Source organism: Allobosea rubneri (genome assembly GCF_032464875.1).
Classification (GTDB): domain Bacteria; phylum Pseudomonadota; class Alphaproteobacteria; order Rhizobiales; family Beijerinckiaceae; genus Allobosea; species Allobosea rubneri.
The window spans coordinates 241,372-263,956 of sequence record NZ_JAWDID010000003.1 but is presented as its reverse complement, the minus strand read 5'-3'; the positions used below and the strand labels follow the sequence as shown (position 1 = coordinate 263,956).

At 67.6% G+C, this 22,585-nt stretch carries 16 protein-coding genes; 7 read left to right on the top strand and 9 right to left on the bottom strand.

The annotated features are described in order from the left end of the window. Window positions 1-2,565 (top strand): 2-oxoglutarate dehydrogenase E1 component (locus RKE40_RS04035; RefSeq protein WP_316016941.1); only part of this gene is annotated, 2,565 nt, incomplete at its 5' end. A gap of 90 nt (window positions 2,566-2,655) precedes the next feature. Then, entirely contained in the window at window positions 2,656-3,438 is a 783-nt protein-coding gene (locus RKE40_RS04030) for a helix-turn-helix domain-containing protein (protein ID WP_316016940.1), read from the top strand. Window positions 3,439-3,691: 253 nt separating this feature from the next. Here RKE40_RS04030 and RKE40_RS04025 read toward each other — a convergent pair whose 3' ends face one another. Then, window positions 3,692-4,705 (bottom strand): LacI family DNA-binding transcriptional regulator, encoded by a 1,014-nt coding sequence (locus tag RKE40_RS04025; RefSeq protein ID WP_316016939.1) that lies wholly within the window; start codon window positions 4,703-4,705, stop codon window positions 3,692-3,694. Window positions 4,706-4,861: 156 nt separating this feature from the next. Between RKE40_RS04025 and RKE40_RS04020 the strand changes: the two genes are divergently transcribed. The 5 genes from RKE40_RS04020 to RKE40_RS04000 all read left to right on the top strand — a co-directional run bounded on the left by RKE40_RS04020 (window position 4,862) and on the right by RKE40_RS04000 (window position 11,730). Beyond that, window positions 4,862-6,139, top strand: coding sequence for an ABC transporter substrate-binding protein (locus RKE40_RS04020; RefSeq protein WP_316016938.1), 1,278 nt, complete (start codon window positions 4,862-4,864; stop codon window positions 6,137-6,139). A gap of 5 nt (window positions 6,140-6,144) precedes the next feature. Further along, entirely contained in the window at window positions 6,145-7,173 is a 1,029-nt protein-coding gene (locus tag RKE40_RS04015) for a carbohydrate ABC transporter permease (RefSeq protein ID WP_390893215.1), read from the top strand. Continuing rightward, complete coding sequence (locus RKE40_RS04010) at window positions 7,170-8,222, top strand: carbohydrate ABC transporter permease (RefSeq protein WP_316016937.1); 1,053 nt, start codon at window positions 7,170-7,172, stop codon at window positions 8,220-8,222. The genes RKE40_RS04015 and RKE40_RS04010 overlap by 4 nt, the downstream gene beginning before the upstream one ends. After that, window positions 8,222-9,289: an ABC transporter ATP-binding protein gene (locus RKE40_RS04005; protein ID WP_316016936.1), complete on the top strand. Its 1,068-nt coding sequence runs from the start codon at window positions 8,222-8,224 to the stop codon at window positions 9,287-9,289. Before RKE40_RS04010 ends, RKE40_RS04005 begins: the two co-directional genes overlap by 1 nt. A gap of 152 nt (window positions 9,290-9,441) precedes the next feature. Continuing rightward, window positions 9,442-11,730: a glycoside hydrolase family 31 protein gene (locus RKE40_RS04000; RefSeq protein ID WP_316016935.1), complete on the top strand. Its 2,289-nt coding sequence runs from the start codon at window positions 9,442-9,444 to the stop codon at window positions 11,728-11,730. A 47-nt stretch (window positions 11,731-11,777) separates the two neighbouring features. Here the strand turns inward: RKE40_RS04000 and pobA are convergent, their stop codons facing one another. The 8 genes from pobA to RKE40_RS03960 form a co-directional block, all read right to left on the bottom strand. Next, a complete protein-coding gene (gene pobA, locus RKE40_RS03995; protein WP_316016934.1) occupies window positions 11,778-12,947 on the bottom strand; it encodes a 4-hydroxybenzoate 3-monooxygenase in 1,170 nt (389 codons plus the stop codon). A 138-nt stretch (window positions 12,948-13,085) separates the two neighbouring features. After that, complete coding sequence (locus RKE40_RS03990) at window positions 13,086-14,678, bottom strand: gamma-glutamyltransferase family protein (RefSeq protein ID WP_316016933.1); 1,593 nt, start codon at window positions 14,676-14,678, stop codon at window positions 13,086-13,088. Between the two features lie 173 nt (window positions 14,679-14,851). Beyond that, window positions 14,852-15,736: a DMT family transporter gene (locus RKE40_RS03985; RefSeq protein ID WP_316016932.1), complete on the bottom strand. Its 885-nt coding sequence runs from the start codon at window positions 15,734-15,736 to the stop codon at window positions 14,852-14,854. A 210-nt stretch (window positions 15,737-15,946) separates the two neighbouring features. Next, entirely contained in the window at window positions 15,947-17,236 is a 1,290-nt protein-coding gene (locus RKE40_RS03980; protein ID WP_316016931.1) for an ArgE/DapE family deacylase, read from the bottom strand. Between the two features lie 130 nt (window positions 17,237-17,366). Further along, on the bottom strand, window positions 17,367-18,974 hold the full coding sequence (locus RKE40_RS03975; protein ID WP_316016959.1) for an ABC transporter ATP-binding protein: 1,608 nt from the start codon (window positions 18,972-18,974) through the stop codon (window positions 17,367-17,369). Then, window positions 18,974-19,810 (bottom strand): ABC transporter permease, encoded by an 837-nt coding sequence (locus tag RKE40_RS03970; protein WP_066476234.1) that lies wholly within the window; start codon window positions 19,808-19,810, stop codon window positions 18,974-18,976. The genes RKE40_RS03975 and RKE40_RS03970 overlap by 1 nt, the downstream gene beginning before the upstream one ends. After that, window positions 19,807-20,784, bottom strand: a complete 978-nt coding sequence (locus RKE40_RS03965) for an ABC transporter permease (RefSeq protein WP_390893214.1) — start codon at window positions 20,782-20,784, stop codon at window positions 19,807-19,809. The genes RKE40_RS03970 and RKE40_RS03965 overlap by 4 nt, the downstream gene beginning before the upstream one ends. A gap of 176 nt (window positions 20,785-20,960) precedes the next feature. Next, a complete protein-coding gene (locus tag RKE40_RS03960; RefSeq protein WP_316016930.1) occupies window positions 20,961-22,517 on the bottom strand; it encodes an ABC transporter substrate-binding protein in 1,557 nt (518 codons plus the stop codon). Window positions 22,518-22,585: the final 68 nt, after the last annotated feature.

Genomic DNA, 22,585 nt, shown 5'->3' with positions numbered 1-22,585 from the left:
CGCGGGAATGGCGAGGCTCTCGGTCTGCGGCTGGTCGACACCTATCGCCGCTTCGGACATCGCGAAGCGGCGCTCGATCCGCTCGAGATCACGGCACCTACGCCCGCCGTGCCGCTCGAGCGCCTGCGCGCCGAGGTGGCGGCCCAGCCGGGCCTGACCACCCGCGTCACCCTCGCCGGCGAGACATGCGAGACCAGTCTCGGAAGCCTCGCCGGCGATTTGCAGCGCCTCTATGCCGGCAAGGTCGGGCTCGAGGCGCAGCAGGTCGAGGACGACGAGGCTCGCGACTGGCTCTACGGCGCCTTCGAAGCGCTGTTTGCGGCGCAGACTCCGGTCGACCTGGCTAACCGCGCGCTCGACGCGATCGTGCTGGCCGATACGTTCGAGACTTTCATCAAGGTCAAGTTCCCGTCGAAGAAGCGCTTCGGCGTCGAGGGCGCCGAAGGCGCCATCGTCTTCCTGCGCGAATTGCTGCGCGAGGCCTGCCTCGCCGGCTTCGATGAAACCGTGATCGGCGGCATGCATCGCGGCCGCCTCGCGACGCTCGCCACCGTTCTCGGCAAGCCGGTCGGTACCTTGCTCGCCGAGATCAAGGGCCGGGACCTGACCGATGGCGGGCCCGACTTCACCGGCGACGTGCCCTACCATCTCGGCTATGCCGGCGAGGTCAGCCATGGCGGACGGCAGATGAAGCTGTCGATCTCGCCGCACCCGTCGCATCTGATGACCGTCGCGCCTGTGGTCACCGGGCTGGCGCGGGGCAAGCGCGGCAAGGTCGGCGACGACGTCCTGTGCCTGCTGCTCCATACCGACGCCGCCTTCTCCGGCCAGGGGCTGGTCGGCGAAGTGCTGCAGCTCGGCGGCCTCGCCGGCTACGAGGTCGGCGGCACGGTCCATCTCGTCGTCAACAACCAGATCGGCTTCACCACAAACGCCTCTGAAGGCCGGACGTCGCGCTATTGCACCGATATCGGCAAGATGGTCGGCGCGCCCGTTCTGCATGTGAACGGCGATGATCCGGTTGCCGTCGCACGGGTCGCCGCGCTCGCTCTGGCCTGGCGCAGGCGTTACCACCGCGACGTGCTGATCGACCTCGTCTGCTATCGCCGCAACGGCCATAACGAACTCGACGAGCCGCGCTTCACCCAGCCGAAGATTTGGGCCGCCATCGACGCTCGCCCCTCATTGCGCGACAGCTTCACCGCGGTGGTCGCCGGCCTCGATGCCGCGGCGCCGGATCGGGTCGCTGGGCTGGCGGAAGCCTTCAAGGCGGAGATGCAGGAGGGCTATGCCGCCATCGAGAGCCAGCGCCCGAATGCCTCCTCAGTGCGGCCCGAGGGTTGGGCCGGGATCGCGAGGGCGGGCGCGGCAGAGATGCTTGCCCGCATCGAGACGGGTGTAGCGATCGAGCAGCTGCGCGCGATCGGCCGTGAGGCCAGCCTGATTCCGGATGAGCTCAAGCCCCACGCCAAGGTCGCGCAGTTCTACCGCACGCGCCTCGAGACGATCGAGAGCGGAGGCGACATCAACTTCGCGACCGCCGAGGCACTCGCCTTCGCCTCGCTGTTGTCGGAAGGCGTGCCGGTGCGGCTCTCCGGACAGGATTGCGCCCGCGGCACCTTCACCCAGCGCCATCTCGGCGTGCACGATGTCGAGACCGGCCAGCATCTCATGCCGGTGGCGGGCCTTGCCTCCGGCGGCGCCGGTTTCGAGGCGGTGAACAGCCCGCTCTCCGAATATGGCGTGCTCGGCTTCGAATATGGCTACAGCCTCGCCGATCCGAACCGGCTGATCCTCTGGGAGGCGCAGTTCGGCGACTTCCTGAACGGTGCCCAGATCATGGTCGACCAGTTCATCGTTTCGGCGGAAGCGAAATGGGAGTTGATGTCCGGCCTCGCCATCCTGCTGCCGCATGGACTGGAAGGCCAGGGGCCCGACCATTCCTCGGCCCGGATCGAGCGCCTGCTGCAGCTCTGCGCCGGCGGCAACATGATCGTCGCCAATCCCTCGACGCCTGCCAATCTGTTCCATCTGCTGCGGCGCCAGGTGAAAGCGCCCTGGCGCAAGCCGCTCTTCGTGATCGCACCGAAGGCACTGCTCCGGCAGAAGGCCTGCGTCTCGACGCTGGAGGAGATGGCGGCCGGAACCGCCTTCCGCCCGGTCGTCTTCGAGAAGGCCGCAAAGCCGGCGCGGCGCGTCGTGCTCTGCTCGGGCAAGATCGGCTACGAACTCGCGGCCGCCCGCGCCGGGCTCGGGCTGGAGGACGAGATCGCGATCGTCAGGGTCGATCAGCTCTATCCCTTCCCGGCCGACGAACTGGCCGGGGCCCTGTCCCAGCATGGCGACGCGGAGCTGGTCTGGTGCCAGGAAGAGCCGGAGAACCAGGGCGCGCTCGCCCATGTCGCGCAGCAGCTCCGGCGCGATCCGCGTTTTGGCGACCGCGCGCCGGCGATCGTCGCCCGGCCGCCTTTGCCGGTCGCGGCGGGAGGCTCGATCGAGCGCCATGAAGCCGAGCAGGCCGCCCTGATCGCGCGCGCGCTTGACCTGACGGGAGGCAACGCCTGAAGTGGGACATGGCGCGTATGCGCCCCGCATTTTCCTTTTGTCGCCGGCCGGGGCCCGCCCCGGCGCATCACAGGGCCCGACAACGCCTCCATGCCCTCCTTTGAGCCTGTTCGCGCCATTACGCGCGGCCTGACGGTCCTTCGCCTCGTCAGCGAGCAGAGCCCGATCACCGCGACCGATCTGGCGCGGGCCGCCAAGCTGCCGCAGCCGACGGTGGTGCGGATCCTGGAGACGCTGATCGAGGCGGGCTATGTCTATCGCCGCACGGATGGCGTCACCTTCGGCGTGACCGCGCGGACCAAGCTGCTGAGCAACGGCTATGACGGCACTTCGCGCCTGCTCCAGCTCGCCGAGCCGCTGATCGAGAATCTGCGGGCCGAGATCGGCTGGCCCTCCAATCTGGCGACGCTGGAGGACGATGCGATGGTCATCGTCTACACCAACCGCAACGCCAAGGGGCTTTCCATTCCGGGCCGCCTCGGCGCGCGCATCCCGCTGCTCGCCACCGGCGTCGGCATCATGCAGCTCGCCGGGCTGGCGCCGGACGCACTGCAAGCCCAGCTCGAACGCCTCCGGCAGTCGAAGGAGATCTGGGACGCCTCGCCCGAACTCTGGGAGGGCCTCGAGGAGCGGCTCGCCACGGCCCGGCAGAATGGCTACGCCTTCGCGCATGAGCGCTATCTCGATGCGGTCTACCAGTCGCAGATCTGGGCCGTGGCCGTGCCGATCATCGTGGACGGGCAGACGGTGGCGGCCCTGAGCAGCCTTGTCCTGCGCGGAGCCGGGCCGCGCCAGCGCCTGCTGGACGGCATTCTGCCCGCCCTGCGCCGCACCTCCGCGACCATCGCCTCGCAACTTGCGGCGGAAGCTTGAAATCCTATCGGGCGCGGTTGCCCCGGTTACAATCCTGCTGCCGCCGTAGCTGAGGCTGCCCGCAAGGTTGGCTTGTCGCCCGGAAGATCGCCGCGCGCTTGTCCGTGCGCCGAACCGACAGAGGGATGGATCAGCAACTGCCCTAGGGCATCCGAGCAGAGAGCCAGCAAGCAACCTCGCCCGGCCTCGGACGGCAAGCAGCATGGCCGGCTGCCGCGCTCCGCAGCCTCGAATCGTTGGGTCTGGTGAGGTTTCAACTCGTCAGGCTGCCATGGGGGACGCGGATCTCGGCGGTCGCGGCGCCGCCCCAGAGCGAGCGCAGCTGGTCGACGACATGGCGCCCGAAATTCTCGTAGGGCACCCTGATCGAGGTCAGCCAGGGCGCGATCCAGGCATTGATCGCATTGCCGTCGACGCCGACCAGCATGCAGTCCTGCGGGACGCGCACGCCGGATTCGCAGGCCAGCCGATAGGCGCCATAGGCGATCATGTCGCTGACGCAGAACAGGCCGCGCGGCCAGTCGCCTTCGCGCACGAGGCTGCTCGCCGCCGCATAGCCGACCTCGACATGCGATAGCCCGGGCACGCTGGCGCGCCTGATCGCCTCGTCCGGCACACCGCGCGCGACCAGCCGGGCGATGAAGCCTTCGGCGCGCTCGGCGGTGCTCGAGGCATTCTGCGCCGCCATCAGCACCGCCGGACGGTCTATGCCCTGCGCCAGCAGGAAATCGGCGGCGTCGGCGCCGGCGGCCCGGTTGTCGATGCCGACATAGGCGCCGCCGCCGAGCGGGTTGTGGCGGGCGACGAAGACCATCGGGTCGCCGCGGCCGATCGCCTCTTCGAGACCGCGGCTGCGCAGCGCGCCGACCATGACGTAGCCGGCGACGTACTGGCCGCGCATCGCCCGCAGATAGTCGTCCTGCAGTTCGGCGCGGTCATGGGTGTCGCAAAGGATCATCACATAGCCGGCATCGCGCAGCGCGGCCTCGGTCGAGACCGCGATCGCCGCCATTGCGGGGTTGTCCAGGTTCGGCGAGAGCATGGCGACGACCCGGCTGGCGCGGCGCTTCAGGGCCCGGCCGACGGGATTCGGCCGATAGCCGAGGCGGGCGATCACCTCCTCGACCCGCGCCACGGTCTCGGCGGAGGCCCGTCCGTTCTTGCCGTTGACGATGCGCGAGACGGTGGCGACCGAGACGCCGGCATCCGCTGCCACAGTGGCAAGCGATGCCGTTGGCTCCATCGATTGTACAGGCCTCGCCCTCATCGGTTCCTCCGGCCGGCTCCCTTGCGCGGGGCGGGCTCATTTTCCGAGCGCGCAGCAATGACGCCGGCGGGGTCGGTTGACAATCTAGGCAAACGTTTGCCTTAATGATTGTCAAGACGCCCCGGGAGGCGTCGGTTCAAGCGGGATGGAACGCTCATGCACAGCAAGCATTGGATTTCGGCGCTCGCCTTGACGGCCGGCCTCGTCATGGGCGGGATCGCGCAGGCCCAGACCACGGTGCGCATCGCCTGGTACTCCGACGGCAATGAGGGCGAGGTCATTACCGACCTGCTCAAGCGCTTCGAGGCCCAGAACAAGGACATCAAGGTCGTGCTCGACCAGGTGCCCTACAAGGCCATCACCGAGAACCTCCCCGTCCAGCTCGCCTCCGGCCAGGGGCCTGACATCGCCCGCGTCGTCGATCTCGGCGGCGTCGCCCGCTACGCACTCGACCTGCGTCCTCACCTCAAGGACGCCGCCTATTGGGAGAAGAACTTCGGGCCGTTCCTGCCCTGGATGCGTCCGGAGGGCGACAACAGCGCCATCACCGGCTTCATGACGCAGCTCACTGTCTCCGGTCCCTTCGTCAACAAGACACTGTTCGAACAGGCCGGCATCGCCATGCCCGGCGCCAAGGCGACCTGGGAGGAGTGGGGCAAGGCGGTCAAGGATGTCGCCGCCAAGGTCCAGGCGCCGTTCCCGCTGGCGATGGACCGCTCGGGCCACCGCTTCTTCTCGGTCGCGATCTCCGAGGGCGCCAAGGTCTTCGACGCCAAGGGCGAGCCGGCCGTGATCGACGATGGTTTCAAGCGCGGCGCCAAGCTGGTCTATGACTGGCACAACAACGGCGTGATGAAGAAGGAGCTCTGGGGCTCGGTCTCCGGCACAGCCTACCGCGGCGCCAATGACGAGTTCAAGAACGCCCAGGTCGTGATGTACCAGTCGGGTTCCTGGCAGATCGCCCAGTTCGACAAGACGGTCGGCGACGCCTTCGACTGGGTCGCGGTTCCCGCGCCTTGCGGCGCCGCTGCCTGCTCGGGCATGCCGGGCGGAGCCGGCCTCGTCGCGATCAAGACGACCAAGAGCCCGGAAGCCGTCGCCAAGGTGATGGAATATCTCGCCAGCGAGCCGGTTCTGAGCGAGTTCTATGCCCGCTCGCTGTTCGTGCCCGGCCATCTCGGCATCGCCGCCAAGGGCCTCGACTATCAGGGCGCCAGCGCCCCGGCCAAGGCTGCGCTCAAGGTGTTCTCGGACCAGGTCGCCCAGCTCTCGCCGGTCGCCTATCAGCTGCAGGGCTATGTCAACAACCGCGTGATCTTCAACGCGGTGATCAGCCGGCTCGGCCAGGCGATCTCGGGCGAGGGCAGCCTCGACGAGGCCTTCAAGCGGATCGAATCCGACATCGCCCAGCAGATCGCCGAGCGCAAGAAGTAAGCCGGATGGCCTCCGACGCTCCCATCCCGGCGGCGCAGGCGGAACGCGCCGGCGCAGCGAGCCTCTTCGCTGCGCCGCTCGCGGTCCTGATGCGGCTGATTGACTGGCCGATGCAGGCGCTGCAGCGGCTGATCGGCGAGCGCCGGATGGCCTATATCTTCCTTCTGCCCAATCTTGCCTTCTTCTCGCTCTTCGTCTTCCTGCCGCTCATCATCAACTTCATCTTCTCGGTGACGGGCGGGGCAGGGCTGTTCCCCTCCGAGCGGCCTTTCGTCGGGGCGCAGCAATACGCCTATCTCTTCGATTGCGGCTCCTTCCTCGATCCGTCCTCCTGCCGCGAGGACCATTTCTGGCGCGGCGTTTCCAATACGGCGCGCTTCACCGTCTTCCAGGTCACGGCGATGGTTCTGTTCTCGCTGCTGACGGCGGTGGTGCTGAACATGAAGATCCGGGCGCGCGGCTTTTTCCGCGCCGTCTACTTCTTCCCGGTGCTGCTCTCGCCGGTGGTGGTGGCGCTGACCTGGAAGTGGATCCTGCAGCGCGACGGCCTGCTCAACGCCGCAATCACCTCGCTCGGCGGCGAGCGCATCCTGTTCCTGGTCGATCCGAGCTGGGCGATGTTCTGGATCGTGTTCGTTTCGATCTGGGCCCATATGGGCTTCTACACGCTGATCCTGCTCGCCGGCCTGCAGGCGATCCCCGCCGATCTCTATGAAGCCGCCGAGATGGACGCGACGCCGCGCTGGCGCGTGTTCTGGCGCATCACTCTGCCGCTGCTCTGGCCGAACATGATCGTCGTGATCGTGCTGGCGCTGATCCGTGGCGTGCAGACCTTCGACGAGGTCTTCGTCCTGACCGGCGGCGGCCCGGGCACCGCGACGCTGATGGTCGTGCACTACATCTACGAGACCGCCTTCGCCAATCAGGTGCAGAATTTCGGCCTCGCGGCAGCCGCCTCCGTCGTGCTCGGCGTCGTGCTGTTTGCGCTGACGCTCCTCCAGCTCGCGGCGAGCCGCCGCAAGGGGGCAGCATGAACAGGCTCGCTCGCATGGCGGTCGCCCGCCGCAATCCCGGCCGCTGGCACTGGACCGATATCGCGGCCTACGCCTATCTCGCGTTCGGCGTCGTGCTGATGTTCGGGCCGGTGCTCTGGCTCGGCCTGTCCTCCTTCAAGACGCAAGCCGGCCTGCTCGAATTCCCGCCCTCGCTTTTGCCGATGTCGCAGAAGGAGGTCCGGGTCGAGGGCCATGCTCAGCCGCTGCCGCTCTTCGAAGTGACGATGGAGGACGGCTCGAAGCGGGTGCTGGCGCAGGTTCGTCGCATCGGCATCCAGGCGCAGATGATCGACCCCGCCAATCCCGGCCAGAGCATCCGCGTGCCGATCGACAAGCGCGTCCCGGTGCGCGAGTTCAAGCTTGCGACCGAGAACTACACCGAGCCGCTGGAGCGCTTCGCCTTCACGCGCTTCCTGTGGAACTCGGTCTTTGTCACCGTGGTCGCGACGCTGATCACCCTCGTGATCAACTCGATGGCCGCCTATGCGCTCTCGATCTACGAGTTCCGTGGCAAGACGGCGGTGATGCTGATGGTGATCGGCACGCTGATGATCCCGATCACCATCATCCTGGTGCCGGTCTATCTCGTCATCACCAAGCTCGGCCTGGTCAATTCGCTCTGGGCGGTGATCCTGCCGGGCGCGGCGACGCCGACCGGCGTCTTCCTGCTGCGCCAATACATGCTGACCCTGCCGCGCGACCTGATCGAGGCGGCGCGCATGGACAAGGCCTCGGAGTGGCAGATCTACTGGCGCATCGTCATGCCGCTCGCCATGCCGGCGCTGGCCGTGCTCGCGATCTTCTCGATCATGTGGCGCTGGAACGAGTTCCTCTGGCCGCTCGCGGTGCTGACCAAGACCGAGGCCTATACGCTGCAGATCGGCCTCAACGCCTTCCAGGGCGAATTGCAGACGCAGTGGCATTACCTGCTCGCGATGACGGTGGTGACGCTGCTTCCGGTCGCGCTGGTCTTCGTCTTCCTGCAGCGCTTCATCACCACCGGCATCGCCAATACGGGAATGAAATAATGGCGGGACTGAGCCTCTCCGGCGTCCGCAAGAGCTATGGCGCGACCACGGTGCTGCATGGCATCGACCTCGATGTCGCGGATGGCGAGTTCGTCGTCTTCGTCGGCCCGTCCGGCTGTGGGAAGTCGACGCTGCTGCGCTCGATCGCCGGGCTGGAGAGCATCACCGGCGGCACGATCGCGATCGACGGTGCGGACGTCACCGGGCTGCCGGCTTCCGAGCGCGGCCTCGCCATGGTGTTCCAGTCCTATGCGCTCTACCCGCATATGAGCGTCTACGCGAACATGGCCTTCGCGCTGGAGAATATGGGCTTCAAGCGCGACGAGATCGACAAAAGGGTGAAGCGCGCCGCCGGCATGCTGCGCCTGACCGATTATCTCGAGCGCAAGCCCAAGGCGCTCTCCGGAGGCCAGCGCCAGCGCGTGGCCATCGGGCGCGCCATCGTGCGCGATCCAAAAATCTTCCTGTTCGACGAGCCGCTCTCGAACCTCGACGCGGAACTCCGAGTCGCGACCCGCAAGGAGCTCGCCGCGCTCCATGCCGAGATCGGCGGCACGATGATCTACGTCACGCACGACCAGGTCGAGGCGATGACGCTGGCGCACCGCATCGTCGTACTGCAGGGCGGCAAGATCGAGCAGGTCGGCACGCCGCTCGAACTCTACAACCGGCCCGACAATCTCTTCGTCGCCGGCTTCATCGGCTCGCCGCGGATGAACCTGCTGCCGGGCAAAGTGGTACGGTCAGGCGCGGTCGCACTGGGCGAGGCCGGCCACGAGGTCGCCTGCGCGACCGGGAGCCTCCCTGCAGGGGCGTCGGTCACGCTCGGCATCCGGCCCGAGCACCTTGCGCTCGCCGCGCAGGATGGCGGCGTGCCGCTCGCCATCGAGCTGGTCGAGCGGCTCGGCGGTGAGAGCTATCTCTACGGCGCATCACCCGGCCTGCCCCAGATCACGCTTCGGCTCGACGGCCAGAGCGAGCACCAGCGCGGCTCGGGCGTCGCGCTCGCCTTCCCGCAGCAGCATCTGCACCTGTTCGACGACGCGGGCAAAGCGGTCCGGGTTTGAATTTTCACGCTGTCATCCCGGACGGAGCGAAGCGGAGATCCGGGATCCATTCCTGAGCCTTTCCGAAAGAGGTTCCGGAATGGGTCCCGGGTCTCCCTCCGGTCGCCCGGGACGACGGCGCGGTTGAGATTGAGACGTTCGGAGACCTCCACATGAAAGCCCTGACGCAAGGCCGTTATCTCGGCCGCGACGGCGAAGCCGCCTTGTTCGATGTCGGCCTCGGCGCGACGATCGCCGTCCGCATCCTCGAAGGCGATATCGGCCGGGTGACGCTGAAGCCGCAGGACGGCTACCGGCTCGACCGCGGCTGGTCGATCGCGCCCGGCGGGCTCGAGCCGGCCTATGAAGGGCGTCCGCGCGACGATCTCTCCGGCTTCACTTGCCCGCAGGCGAGCGTCAGCGAGAGCGAGGGCAAGGTCACGCTCTCGGCCGGCGGCCTCATCGCCGAGGTCACGCTCTCGCCCTTCGGCATCGCCTGGCGGCGCGAGGGCGAGGCGAAGCCTTTCCTGCAGGACCGCACGACGCAGGCCTATCTGATCTCGCCGCGCACCGGGGCGCTGTCGCACTTCATGGCGCGCGACTATGCCGAGCGTCACTACGGGCTCGGCGACAAGGCCGGCCCGCTCGACCGGACCGGGCGGCGCTTTTCAATCGACGCGGTCGATCCCTGCGGCTTCGATGCCGAGCTCTCCGATCCGCTCTACAAGATGCTGCCCTTCTTCATCGTCGACGGGAAGGCGGGCGCCCATGGCGTCTTCTACGACAATCTCTCGACCGGCAGCGTCGACCTCGGCTGCACGCTCGACAACTACCATGGCCTGTTCCGCTCCTGGAAAGGCGACGATGGCGATCTCGACTATTACGTGATGGCCGGCCCGACCGTGCCGGATGTGGTCAAGCGCTTCTCCTGGCTGACCGGCGGGCAGGCTTTCGCACCGCGCTGGTCGTTCGGCTTCGGCGTGACCTCGATGGCGATCGCCGATGCTCCCGACGCCGATGCCAGGATCAGCGACTTCATCGCCAAGTGCCGCAAGCACGCCATCCCCTGCGACAGCTTCCATTTCGGCTCGGGCTACACCCAGATCGGCCAGCGCCGCTACGCTTTCAACTGGAATCGTGAGAAATTCCCGGAGCCGCTGGCGACGATGAAGCGGCTGAACAAGGCCGGCATGCACACCGTCGCCAACCTCAAGCCCTGCCTTCTCGACGACCATCCGCGCCTGAAGGAAGCGCTCGACCAGGGCTTCCTGGTCAAGGATTCCAAGACCGGCGAGCCGGCCGTGGCGCAGTTCTGGGACGGGCTCGGCTTCCATATCGACTTCACCAACCCGAAGGGCCGGGCCTGGTGGCGCGCCGGCATCGAGACGGCGCTGCTCGACCATGGCTTCACCACGGTCTGGAACGACAACAACGAATACGAGATCTGGGACGAGGACGCGGTCTGCGACGGCGATGGGCGGCCCTTCCGGCAGGCGCTGGCGCGTCCGGCGCAACCGCTGCTGATGACCAAGCTCTCTTATGAAGCGCAGGCTGCGCGCGAGCCGGGCAAGCGCCAGTATTCGATCACGCGCGGCGGTTGCGCCGGCATCTCGCGCTATGCCCAGACCTGGTCGGGCGACAACGAGACTGCCTGGAAGACGCTGCGCTACAACCTGACCCAGGGGCTCAATATGAGCCTCTCGGGCATGTTCTCGATCGGACATGATGTCGGCGGCTTCCATGGCCCGACGCCGGGTCCGGAGCTCTTCGTCCGCTTCAACGAGTTCTGCGCGCTCTGGCCGCGCATGGTGATGAACTCCTGGAACGATGACGGTGTCGTCAACCTGCCCTGGATGTATCCGGAGATGGTGCCGCAGGTGCGCGAGGCGATCTCGCTGCGCTACCGGCTGATGCCCTATCTCTACACGCAGATGTGGCGGGCGAGCCGCGACGGCATCCCGGCCGTGCGGCCGCTGCTCTATGATTTCCCTCGGGATGCCTCTGCCGTGGCGGTCGACGACGTCTTCATGCTCGGCCCGGACGTGCTGGTCGCGCCGGTGCTGGAGGAAGGCGCACGCGAGCGTTCTGTCTATCTGCCGGTGCATGAAGGCGGCTGGTACGACTGGCATAGCGGCACGCATCATCAGGGCGGTGCCATGGTCACGGTTCCGGCGCCGCTCGGCCGGCTGCCGCTGTTCGTGCGGGCCGGCGCGCTGATCCCGCTCGGCGACGCCAAGGGCATCAGCACTGAGCGCGAGGTCCTGGTCTGCGGCGTGATCGAGGGCGCCTCGGGCGAGCTCTACGAGGATGACGGCGAGACGACCGACTGGCGCGGCGAGGGCGCAACGATGGTGCGCTTCAAGGTGCGCGCCGGCGAATTGCTGATCCAGCACGAGGGGCAGGACAGACCGGGCCTCACCAGGATCGCCGTTCGGCAGATCGGCGATGGCGGCTTGTCTTGAACCCGTCGATTCTGCGCAGGGCAGGTTCCTCCTAAGGAACCTGCCCCTCAGAACGGCAGGCCGACATAGTTCTCGGCCAGGGCCGTCATGGCGGCCGGCGAGGAGATGAGATAGGCGCGCTCGGCCTGCTGGATGCGGCCGCCGAAGCCGTCATGGTCGGGGAAATGGTGCATCAGCCCGGTCAACCACCAGGAAAAGCGCTCGGCCTTCCAGACGCGGGCGAGGGCGCGAGTTGAGTAGGCGTCGATGCCGGCGGATGAGCGCTCGGCATAGTGCTCGCGCAGGGCCTCCGAGAGATAGTGGACGTCGCTGGCGGCAAGGTTCAGGCCCTTGGCGCCGGTCGGCGGCACGATATGCGCGGCATCGCCGGCAAGGAACAGTCGGCCGAAGCGCATCGGCTCGGCGACGAAGGAGCGCAAGGGCGCCAGCGATTTCTCGAGCGAGGGACCGGTGACCAGGGCCTCGGCGGTCGCAGGGTCGAGCCGGCGGCGCAATTCGGCCCAGAAGCGCTCATCCGACCAGTCGTCGACGCGCTCGTTCAGAGCGCATTGCAAGTAATAGCGGCTGCGGCTGTTCGAGCGCATCGAGCAGAGCGCGAAGCCGCGCTCCTCGCCGGCATAGATCAGCTCATGCGAAACCGGTGGAACATCGGCGAGCAGACCGAGCCAACCGAAGGGATAGACCCGTTCGAAGGTCTTGAGCGCGCGGCTCGGCACGCTGGCGCGCGAGACGCCGTGATAGCCGTCGCAGCCGGCGATGAAATCGCAGTCGAGGCGCTTTTGCTCGCCGCGGTCGAGATAGGTGACATAGGGGGCGTCGCCGTCGAAATCGTGCAAGGCGACCTTCTCCGCCTCGTAGACGGTGAGGGCACCCTGGCCGGCACGTAGCTCCATGAGGTCGCGGGTGACCTCGGTCTGGCCGTAGACGGTGACATGCTTGCCGCTCAGCCCGGCAAGGTCGATCCGGTGACGCGCGCCGTCGAAGAGCAGGTCGAAGCCGTCATGCGGCAGGCCTTCGGCATGCAGGCGGGCGCCGGCCCCGACCGCATCGAGCAGCCGGACCGTGCCGCTTTCGAGGACGCCAGCACGGATGCGCGACAGCACATAGTCGCCGCTGCGCTGCTCGAGAATGACGTTGTCGATCCCGGCCGCATGCAACAACTGGCCGAGCAGCAAACCGGCCGGCCCGGCGCCGATAATCGCGACTTGCGTGCGCATTCTGGTTACGTCCTCGGCCGTCCCGGCTCGGAGCTGGCCGGGTACGCGTTCCCCGCGCGCATCCTGCGCGGAGTTCCGAAGCTGCGTCCAGAGCGCCGACCGCCGGCCTTTCGTCGTAGTTACCGGCGCGGTAAAGGCTCAGAAGCCGGCGGCGTGGCCATCCTTGCGGAAATCCGAACCGCCGACATAGCCGCCCTCGATGCGATGGACGAGCTGCGCGCCGCCGAAGCCGAAGCTCGAATCGGGGGATTCGAGCGCGATGCGGTGGCCGAGCGCGCCGAGCTTCTGCACCACGGCAGGGTTCATCGCGCTTTCGATGGCGACATCGAGGCCCTCGATCACACGCCAGCGCGGCGCATCGGCCGCCGTCTGTGGGTCCTGCCCCCAGAGCTGGGTGCGCAGCATCATCTGCAGATGCCCTTGCGCCTGCATCGGTCCGCCCATCAGGCCGAAGGCCATGATCGGCTCGGAAGGACCCATGACGAAGCCGGGGATGATGGTGTGGAAGGGGCGCTTGCGCGGGCCGACCTCGTTGGGATGCCCGGCCTGCATGGTGAAGCCGAAGCCGCGGTTCTGCAGGCTGATGCCGGTGCCGGGCACGACGACGCCCGAGCCGAAGCCGGCATAGTTGGACTGGATGTAGGAGACCATCATGCCGTCGGCGTCGCCGGTGGCGAGGCAGACCGTGCCGCCCTGCTTCGGCGCGCCGACGGGGAACTCGGTCGCGCGGCTGCGGTCGATGAGCTTGGCGCGGGAGGCTAGATAGGCCGGGTCGAGCAGATGCGCCGTCGTGATCTCCTGCATGCTGCCCTCGTCGGCGACATAGGTGTCGACGTCGAGGAAGGCGAGCTTCATCGCCTCGATCTGGAGATGCAGCGCCTCAGCACTGTCGGGCGCGAAATCTGCGACATCGGTCTCCCTGAGCATGCCGAGCGCCATCAGCGCGGCGATGCCCTGGCCGTTGGGCGGAATCTCGTGCAGCGCGGCCTCACCGAAGCGCTGGCTGATCGTGCCGCACCAGTCGTTGCGATGCGCAGCGAGATCGTCCTCGGTCAGCGCTGCGCCGTGCTCGCGCGCGAAGGCGGCGATCTTGCCGGCGAGCTCGCCGCGGTAGAAGGCTTCGCCGCGGCTCTCGGCGATCAGGCGCAGGCTGCGGGCCATGTCGGGCGTGCGGAAGATCTCGCCGGCGAGCGGGGCCCTGCCACCCGGCATGAAATGCTCGGCGAAGCCGGGCTGGGCGTGCAGAAGCTTGGCGCCGCGCTGCCAGAGCTCGCCGATGATCGGGCTGACGTGGAAGCCCTTCGAAGCGTATTCGATCGCCGGCTCGAACAGCGTCTCGAAGGGTAGCTTGCCGAAGCGCTGCGACAGCTCGGCCCAGGCCGAGACGGCGCCGGGCACGGTGACGCTCTCCCAGCCGCGCTGCGGCAGGCCGGCCTGGCCGGCGAAGCGCTGCGGTGTCCAGGCGGCGGGCGAGCGGCCCGAGGCGTTCAGCCCATGCAGCTCCTTGCCGTCCCAGAGGATGCAGAAGGCATCGGAGCCTAGACCGTTGCCGGTCGGCTCGACCACAGGCAGCGTGATCGCCGCGGCGAGCGCCGCATCGAGCGCATTGCCGCCCTTGCGCAGCATCGCAAGCCCGGCCTCGGTCGCGAGGGGATGCGAGGTCGCGACGAGGTTACGGGCGAGGACGGGGGAGCGCCGGGACGGGTAGGGCGCATCGATCGGGAACTTCATGGCAAGGCCTTCAGCGGAGTTTTTGCGCACGTACGCGCGGCAAGACGGAGAGGCGGCGAGGCCGACCGGGTGATTGGTGAAATCCGGGTGCGACCGGAAATGACAAGGGCTCCGAACCTGCCGTGAAGCCGCGCCGTCAGCAAGCCTTCGAGGCTGTGTCCGGGGCTGGCCGGCTATGCCTTGCGCGAAGCCGGGATCATGATCGCACCGGAGGCGGCGACGACGAGCGCGAGGCCGAGCCAGTCCGTCGGAGTCGGGCGCTCGCCGAGCAGCAGCACGGAGCCGAGCACGCCGACCGCCGGCACCATCAAGGTGCCGAGGCTGGCAATGCCGGCCGGCAGGCGCGCGACCACGACGAACCAGAGGAAGTAGGCGAGGGCCTGCGCGCCGAGGATGTGGAAGCTCAGTGCCGCCACGACTTTCGGCGAGAGCAGCTTGGGCACGGGGAGCCCCTCGAAGACGAGCATGCCGAGGCCGGCTGCGGCGCCGCCGACCAGCAATTGCCAGGCAGCGATGGTGAGTGCCGGCGCCGCCACCGGCCAACGCTTGGTGACGATGGTGCCGAGCGCCCAGCTCAGCGCGGCGAGCAAGGCGAGCGCCAGCCCGGGCGAGAGCTGGCCGCTGCGGATCAAGGGCAGGCCGAGGCAGACGAGGCCGGAGATGCCGAGGCCGAGGCCGAGAAGGCGCCGCCGGTCGAAGCGCTCGCCGAGGATCGGCAAGGCGAGGAGCGTCGCCCAGATCGGCATGGTGAAGGTCAGGATCGCGGCGCGCGAGGTCGGCGCCATCAGCTGGGCGAAGGCGAGCAGGATGTTGAAGGCGGCGATCGAGAGGAAGCCGGCGATGATCAGCCGCGGCCATTGCTCCCTTGGCACGGCGAGCGGGGTGCCGCGGGCGAGCGCGACGGCGACCAGCACCAACCCGGCGAAGGTCATGCCGGCGGCGCGCAGCGTCCAGGGCGCGATCTCGGTGAGCGATATCCGCACCGCCGGCCAGTTGAAGCCCCAGAGCAGGCCGAGCAGCGGGACGAGCAGGAGCGAGCGGGAGGCGGTGGACGGCATGGCGGGACTATGCGGGATGGCGGGCCACGGGCGTCATGTCATTTCGATGGAGGCTCGATGCACGAACGATGCGCGCTCGTCGTCACCAACTGCGGCGTCATCCCGGCCGAAGCGAAGCATAGAGCCGGGATCCATGCCGGAGCCTTTCCGAAAGTGGTTCAGGCATGGATCCCGGGTCTCCCTCCGGTCGCTCGGGACGACATCGACGTATTAGCCGGCCACTGGCTCCACCCCGCACCATTCGGCGACGAACAGCGCCATGGTGCCGGTGATGCGCTTCAGCGAGGCGAGGCTGACGCGCTCGTCGAAGGCGTGGATGTTCTCCGAGATCGGCCCATAGCAGAGCGCCGGGATCTTGTCGTAGAGCGCGTAGACGCGGGTATCGAGATAGCCGGGGGTCATGAAGCTCTTGAGCGGCTTGCCGGTCGAAGCCTGGTGGGCGCGGCCGAGCACGGTCTCCGCCTCGCTGCCGGGCTCCAGCACATAGCCTTCGGAATAGAAGCCGTTGAAGGTCAGTTTCGGCGGGTTGTTGGCGAGGAACTTGTCGCCGCGCGCATAGGCGAGGACAGCCGCCTCGATCCGGCGCGCCAGTTCCTCGGCGCCGACGCCCGGGTAAAGCCCGATGCGGCAGTCGATCCTGCACCAGCAGGGCACCGAGGAGGCCCAGTCGCCGCCCTCGATCTTGCCGATGTTGAGGTTGATCGGGTGGGCGATCTCCTCGAAATGCTCGCGGCCGGCCTTTTCGCGGTTGAGTTCCTCCTCGAGCCCGCGCAGCGCGCCGATGACGCGGTAGGCGGCGTCGATCGCATTGGCGCCGGCCGCCATCTCGCGGACATGCATCGGCACGCCGCGGACCTCGACCTGGAACCAGAGCACGCCGGTGTTGGCGCGGACCAGCATCTCCTCTTCCGGCTCCGGGATCAGCACGGCATCGGCCTTATAGCCACGCAGATGGGCCATCAGCGCGCCATTGCCGGTCGATTCCTCTTCGACCACCGACTGGACATAGACGGTCGCCGCCGGCTGCAGGCCGATGCGACGGAGCGCGTCGAGGCAGAAGAGATTGGCGGTGCCGCCGGCCTTCATGTCGGCGCCGCCGCGGCCATAGAGCCAGTCGCCGTCGATCGCCGGCTCGAAGGGCGGATGCGTCCAGGAATCGGCCGGGCCGGCCGGAACCACATCGACATGGGATTGCAGGATCAGCGAGCGGCCCTTCTCCTCGCGCGGATGATGGATGCCGACGACGATCGGGGCTTCGGAGTGCGTATCCGAGAAGGGAGCACCGCCGGGATGGGCGGCGATCGCCTCACGGTTCATGGCGAAGCGGTCCATGGTGAAGCCGCGTGCCTTGAGGGCGCGGAAGACGAAATCCTGCACGGTGTGCTCTTCGCCGCGCACCGAGCCGAAGCGGATCATCTCCTGGGTGAAGGCGACCTGTTCGGCAAAGCCGGCCTCTACGGAGGCGAGGATGCGGTCACGAAGGGTGGGGTCGAGCGGCATGGGCATCTCCGGCAGATCGTAGGGCTATGCCGTCATGCTCGCTCTTGTGGCGAGCATCCACGTCTTGAACACCGCCTGTGAGCGGCGAAGACGTGGATGGTCGGGACAAGCCCGACCATGACGAGTTTGATCACCGCCCGAACCATTTGCCGCCGGGGACGGCGGCGAGGAGCTGGCGGGTATAGTCGTGCTGGGGCGCGGCGAAGAGCGCGGCCGTCGGGCCGCTCTCGACGATCTTGCCGCGCTGCATCACCGCGATCTTGTCGCAGATCTGCGCGGCGACGCGCAGGTCATGGGTGACGAACAGGATGGCGAGGCCGAGCCGCTGCTGGATGTCCTTGATCAGGGTCAGGATCTGCGCCTGAACGGAGACGTCGAGCGCCGAGACCGCCTCGTCCGCGACCAGCACGTCGGGTTCCAGTGCGAGCGCCCGGGCGATGCCGATGCGCTGGCGCTGGCCGCCGGAGAACTCGTGCGGATAGCGGTCGATCGCATTGGCCGACAGACCGACCAGCTCGAGCAGCTCCTTCGCCCGCGCCAGTGCCTGGGAGCGCGGCGTGCCATGCGCGACAGGCCCGTCCGAAATGATGCGGCCGACCGTCTGGCGCGGATTGAGCGAGGCGAACGGGTCCTGGAAGACCATCTGGATGCGCTTGCGGTGCTGGCGCAGAGCGGCGGCGCCGAGATCGCTGAGCACGAGATCGCCGAGCATGATCCTGCCGCCATCGGGCTCGATCAGGCGCAGGCAGCAGCGCCCGACCGTCGACTTGCCCGAGCCGGATTCGCCGACGAGCCCGAGCGTCTCGCCGCGCGCGAGGGTGAAGCTGACATCGTCGGCCGCCTTCACCTCTCGTCCGGGACGGAAGAGGGAGCGCTTGCGATAGACCTTGCCAAGCTTCTCGACGGTCAGCACCGGCTTGGTGTCGGGCAGCGCCGGCCGCTCGGGCGGAGTCAGCGAGGGCACGGCGGCGAGCAACTTCCGGGTATAGGGATGGCGGGCTGCGCCGAGCACCTCGTCGACCGTGCCTTCCTCGACCAGCACACCCTTTTCGAGCACGGCGATGCGGTCGGCGATCTCGGCGACCACGCCCATATCGTGGGTGATGAACAGCACCGCCGTGCCGTGCTTGTGGCGGATATTGTCGATCAGCTTGAGGATCTGGGCCTGGGTCGTCACGTCGAGCGCGGTAGTCGGCTCGTCGGCGATCAGCAGCTTGGGTTCGAGCGCCAGCGCCATCGCGATCATCACGCGCTGGCGCTGGCCGCCGGAAAGCTCGTGCGGGTAGGCGCGCGCCAGCCGCTCGGGCTCGGGCAGGCCGACCTCGGTCAGAAGCGCGAGGGCCCTGGCGTAGCGCTCGGGCTTGGCGAGCAGGCGATGCGCCTCGAAGGTCTCGACGATCTGGTCGGCGACCCGCATCACCGGGTTGAGCGAGGTCATCGGCTCCTGGAAGATCATGCCGACCTCGCGGCCGCGCACGCCTTCCATCGCCGCTTCGTCGAGCGAGAGCAGGTCGCGCCCGGCGAGCCGGATCGCGCCGCCGGCCGGCTTCACCGCCTTGGGCAGAAGCCCCATCACGGCATGGGCGAGCATCGACTTGCCGGAGCCGGATTCGCCGACGACGCAGAGAGTCTCGCCGGGCGCGATCGAAAGCGTGACGTCCTCGACCGCATAGGGACGGTCGGCGAGGGCGGGGAGCGCGAGCCGCAGCCCTTCGACGGCGAGAGCCGGAGCCACCATCATTCCCTCTCCCGGGCAAGACGCGGGTTGAGGGCGTCGTTCAGCCCTTCGCCGGCGAGGTTGAGCGCGAGCACGGTGAGGAAGATCGCCAGGCCCGGGAAGAAGCTGATCCACCAGGCGTCGAGCAGCCGGGTCCGCCCCGCTCCGACCATGTAGCCCCAGCTCATCAGGTTGGGGTCGCCGAGCCCAAGGAAGGAGAGCGAGGATTCCAAAAGGATCGCGGAGCCGATCATCAGCGAGCCCATGACGATGATCGGCGCCAGCGTGTTGGGCAGGACCTGGCTGAAGATGATGCGCGGCGTCGACTGGCCGATGGTGACGGCGGCTTGGACATATTCGCGCGTCCGTAGCGAAAGCACCTCGCCGCGCACCAGTCTCGCCACCGGTGGCCAGGAGACGACGCCGATGGCGAGCACGATCGAGCCGAGCTGCGGCTGCAGGATCGCGACCAGCACGATGGCGAGCGCGAAGGAGGGGATGGTCTGGAAGAACTCGGTGAAGCGCATCAGCGCATCGTCGACAAAGCCGCCGGCATAGCCGGCGACGGCGCCGAGCGGTACGCCGATCAGCAGGGCGACGAGCGTCGAGACCACGCCGATCATCAGCGAGACGCGGGCGCCGTGGACGAGGCCTGAGGCGAGGTTGCGCCCGAGCGTGTCGGTGCCGAGCGGGAAGCGCTCCATCACGAACGGCGCAAGGAAGGGGCGGCCGACGGTGCGCCAGGGCGATTGCGGGTAAAGCCAGGTCGCGAGCAGCGCGAAGGCGATCACGACGAGCAGGATCAGGACACCGATCAGGGCGCCGCGATTGCGGGCGAAGCGCTTGAGGAAGCTCATGAGGTCGCCTCGATGCGCGGGTCGACCAGGCGATAGACGAGGTCGGTCAGGATGTTGAAGCCGACGACCATGGCCGAGGAGATGAAGAAGACGCCGAGCAGCACCGAATAATCACGCTGCACCAGCGCGTCGAACATCAGCCGGCCGATGCCCGGCCAGGCGAAGACGGTCTCGGTCAGAACGGCGCCGCCGACGAGCTGGCCCGCTTGGAGGCCGGCCAGCGTCACCACCGGCAGGATCGCATTGCGCGCGACATGGCGGCGCGAGACGACCGCTGGCGAAAGCCCCTTGGCGCGCGCGGTCTTGACGAAGTCGGCGCCCGCAACTTCCAGCATCGAGGCGCGCATCATGCGGGCGTAGAGCGCGGTGAAGAACAGGCCGAGCGTCAGAGCCGGCAGGATGAGGTAGCGGCCGATATCGAGCGCGCGGGCAAGGCCGGTATAGTTCGCGCCGATGGTCTCGTAGCCGACATTGGGAACGAGACCGAGCTTCAGCGCGAAGGCGATCTGGCTCAGAAGCGCCACCCAGAACAGCGGCGTCGCGTAGAAGACGAGCGCCAGCGTCGTGATCAGACTGTCCTGCCAGCGCCCCGCCCGGCGGGCGGCGAGGGCGCCCATCAGGGTGCCCAGCACCAGCGAGACGATGAAGGCGGCGCCGGTCAGGAGCAGCGTCGCGGGCAGGCGCTCGAGGATCAGGTCCAGCACCGGGCGCTGCTGGCGATAGCTGAAGCCGAGATCGAGTGAGGCATAGCCCTTGAGATAGATCCAGAGCTGCTGGAGCAGCGGCTGGTCGAGGCCGAAGCGTTCGCGCAGCTGCTGCAGCAGCACCTCGTCGGCGGCGCCGGCCTCACCCGCCAGCACCTGCGCCGGGTCGCCCGGCGCGGCCCGGATCAGGAAGAAATTGAGCACCGCAATGGCGAAGAGGACGATGATCCCCTTCGCGAAGCGGCCGGCGAGGAACTGGGGCAGGTTCATTCAGACGATCCGAAGAGACTGGCGATCTGCCGATCGATCGCAGGCCGCCGGGGCCTCACCCGTCATGGTCGGGCTTGTCCCGACCATCCACGTCTTCATTGGTCGAGGGCGGAGTTCAAGACGTGGCTGCTCGGCACAAGGCCGAGCATGACGGGACGGTGCGACGGTCGAAGCCATCACTCCTTCCAGGCATCCCGGAAGCCGTCGTTGACGCCGACGCCCGTGGTGACGAGGTTCTTGACGTTGCAGCGATAGATGGTCGGGAAATCCATCTCGAGCAGCCAGAGCACCGGCAGTTCGTCGGCGAGCAGCTTCTGCACCTTGGTGTAGAGCTCCTGCCGCTGGGCGTCGGTCGGCGCGATCGCGGCCTCAGCGAAGAGCTTGTCCACTTCCGGGTTGGAGTAGCCGCCGACATTGGCGAAGGGATTGCCCTTGGCGATGTTGGACGAGATGTAGCTGCGGGCCACGCCCATTGCGGGGTCGCCGAGCTGGTAGAGGAAGTTGAAGTTGAGATCGAAGTCCCAGTTGCTGGCCTTCTGGGTCCAGCCGGGGACGTCGGTGTTCTCGATCTGGACCTTGACGCCGACATCCTCGAGGTTCTGCTTGATCGCCTCGGACCAGCGGCTCCAGGTCTCGCCATAGGGCAGGTTGAGCAGCTTGATCGTCTCGCCCTTGTAGCCGGAGGCCTTGATCAGCTCCTTCGCCTTCTTCGGGTCGAAGTCATATTTCGGCACGTCGGCGGAATAGAAGCGGGTCTTCGACGAGATCGGCCCGGTCGGCAGCTTGCCGAGGCCGCCCCAGACCACCTCGCGGCCGAATTCGCGGTCGATCGCGTGCATCAGGCCCTGGCGGAACTGCTTGTTGCCGAGGATGCCGTTGCGGACGTTCGGCGTCAGCCAGGCATGGGGAGCGAACATCTCCCAGCCCTTCGTCGTCATGCAGGTATTGGGCAGCTTGGAGAGGCGGGCGACGTCGTAGACATCGACCGAGCCGCCGGTCAGGACGTCGACCTTGCCGGTCTCGTAGGCGACGGCGCGGGCCGCCGCGTCGGGGATGATCTGCCAGTAGATCTCGTCGATGTTCGGCTTGCCCTTCAGCCAGTAGTTCTCGTTCTTGACGAGGTGGATATAGGAGCCCTTCTTCCACTCCTTGAACTTGAACGGGCCGGTGCCGATCGGCGTATTGTTGGCCGGGTTGGCGCGGTAGTCCGTGCCGTCATAGATGTGCTTCGGGATCATCGGCGCCGAAGCGACTTCCTGCGTCATGATCAGCGGCCCGAAGGGCTGCTTCAGCGTGATCCTGACGGTGAGGTCGTCGACCTTCTCGATCTTGTCGACCTGGGCGTTGACGATCGGGCGCCAGCGCGGATGGACCTCGCGCAGGAACTTGTCGAGCGTGAAGACGACGTCGTCGGCGGTGAAGGGCTTGCCGTCATGCCAGGTCACGCCCTCCTGGAGCTTGAAGGTGTAGACCTTGGCGTCCGGCGAAATCTCCCAGCTCTTGGCGAGCGAGGGCTGCGGCTCGAGCTTCTCGTTATAGCGCAGCAGCGATTCGTAGATGTTGCCGGCGACCATGTTGGTCGGGCCGTTCTGGTTCAGCCCCTGCATCAGCATTGGCGGCTCGGGCTGGACCACGACATGGACGGTGCCGCCCTTCTTCGGTTCCTGCGCGGTCGCGGCGCCGAGCGCCAGCACCGACACGGCGAGGGCGAGTCCCAATCTCGATACCGTCATCGTCGTTCTCCGTTCCCCGTGGCCTGCTCTCGGCTGCGACTGAAGCCCTGCCGAGGCGACTCTGTTTC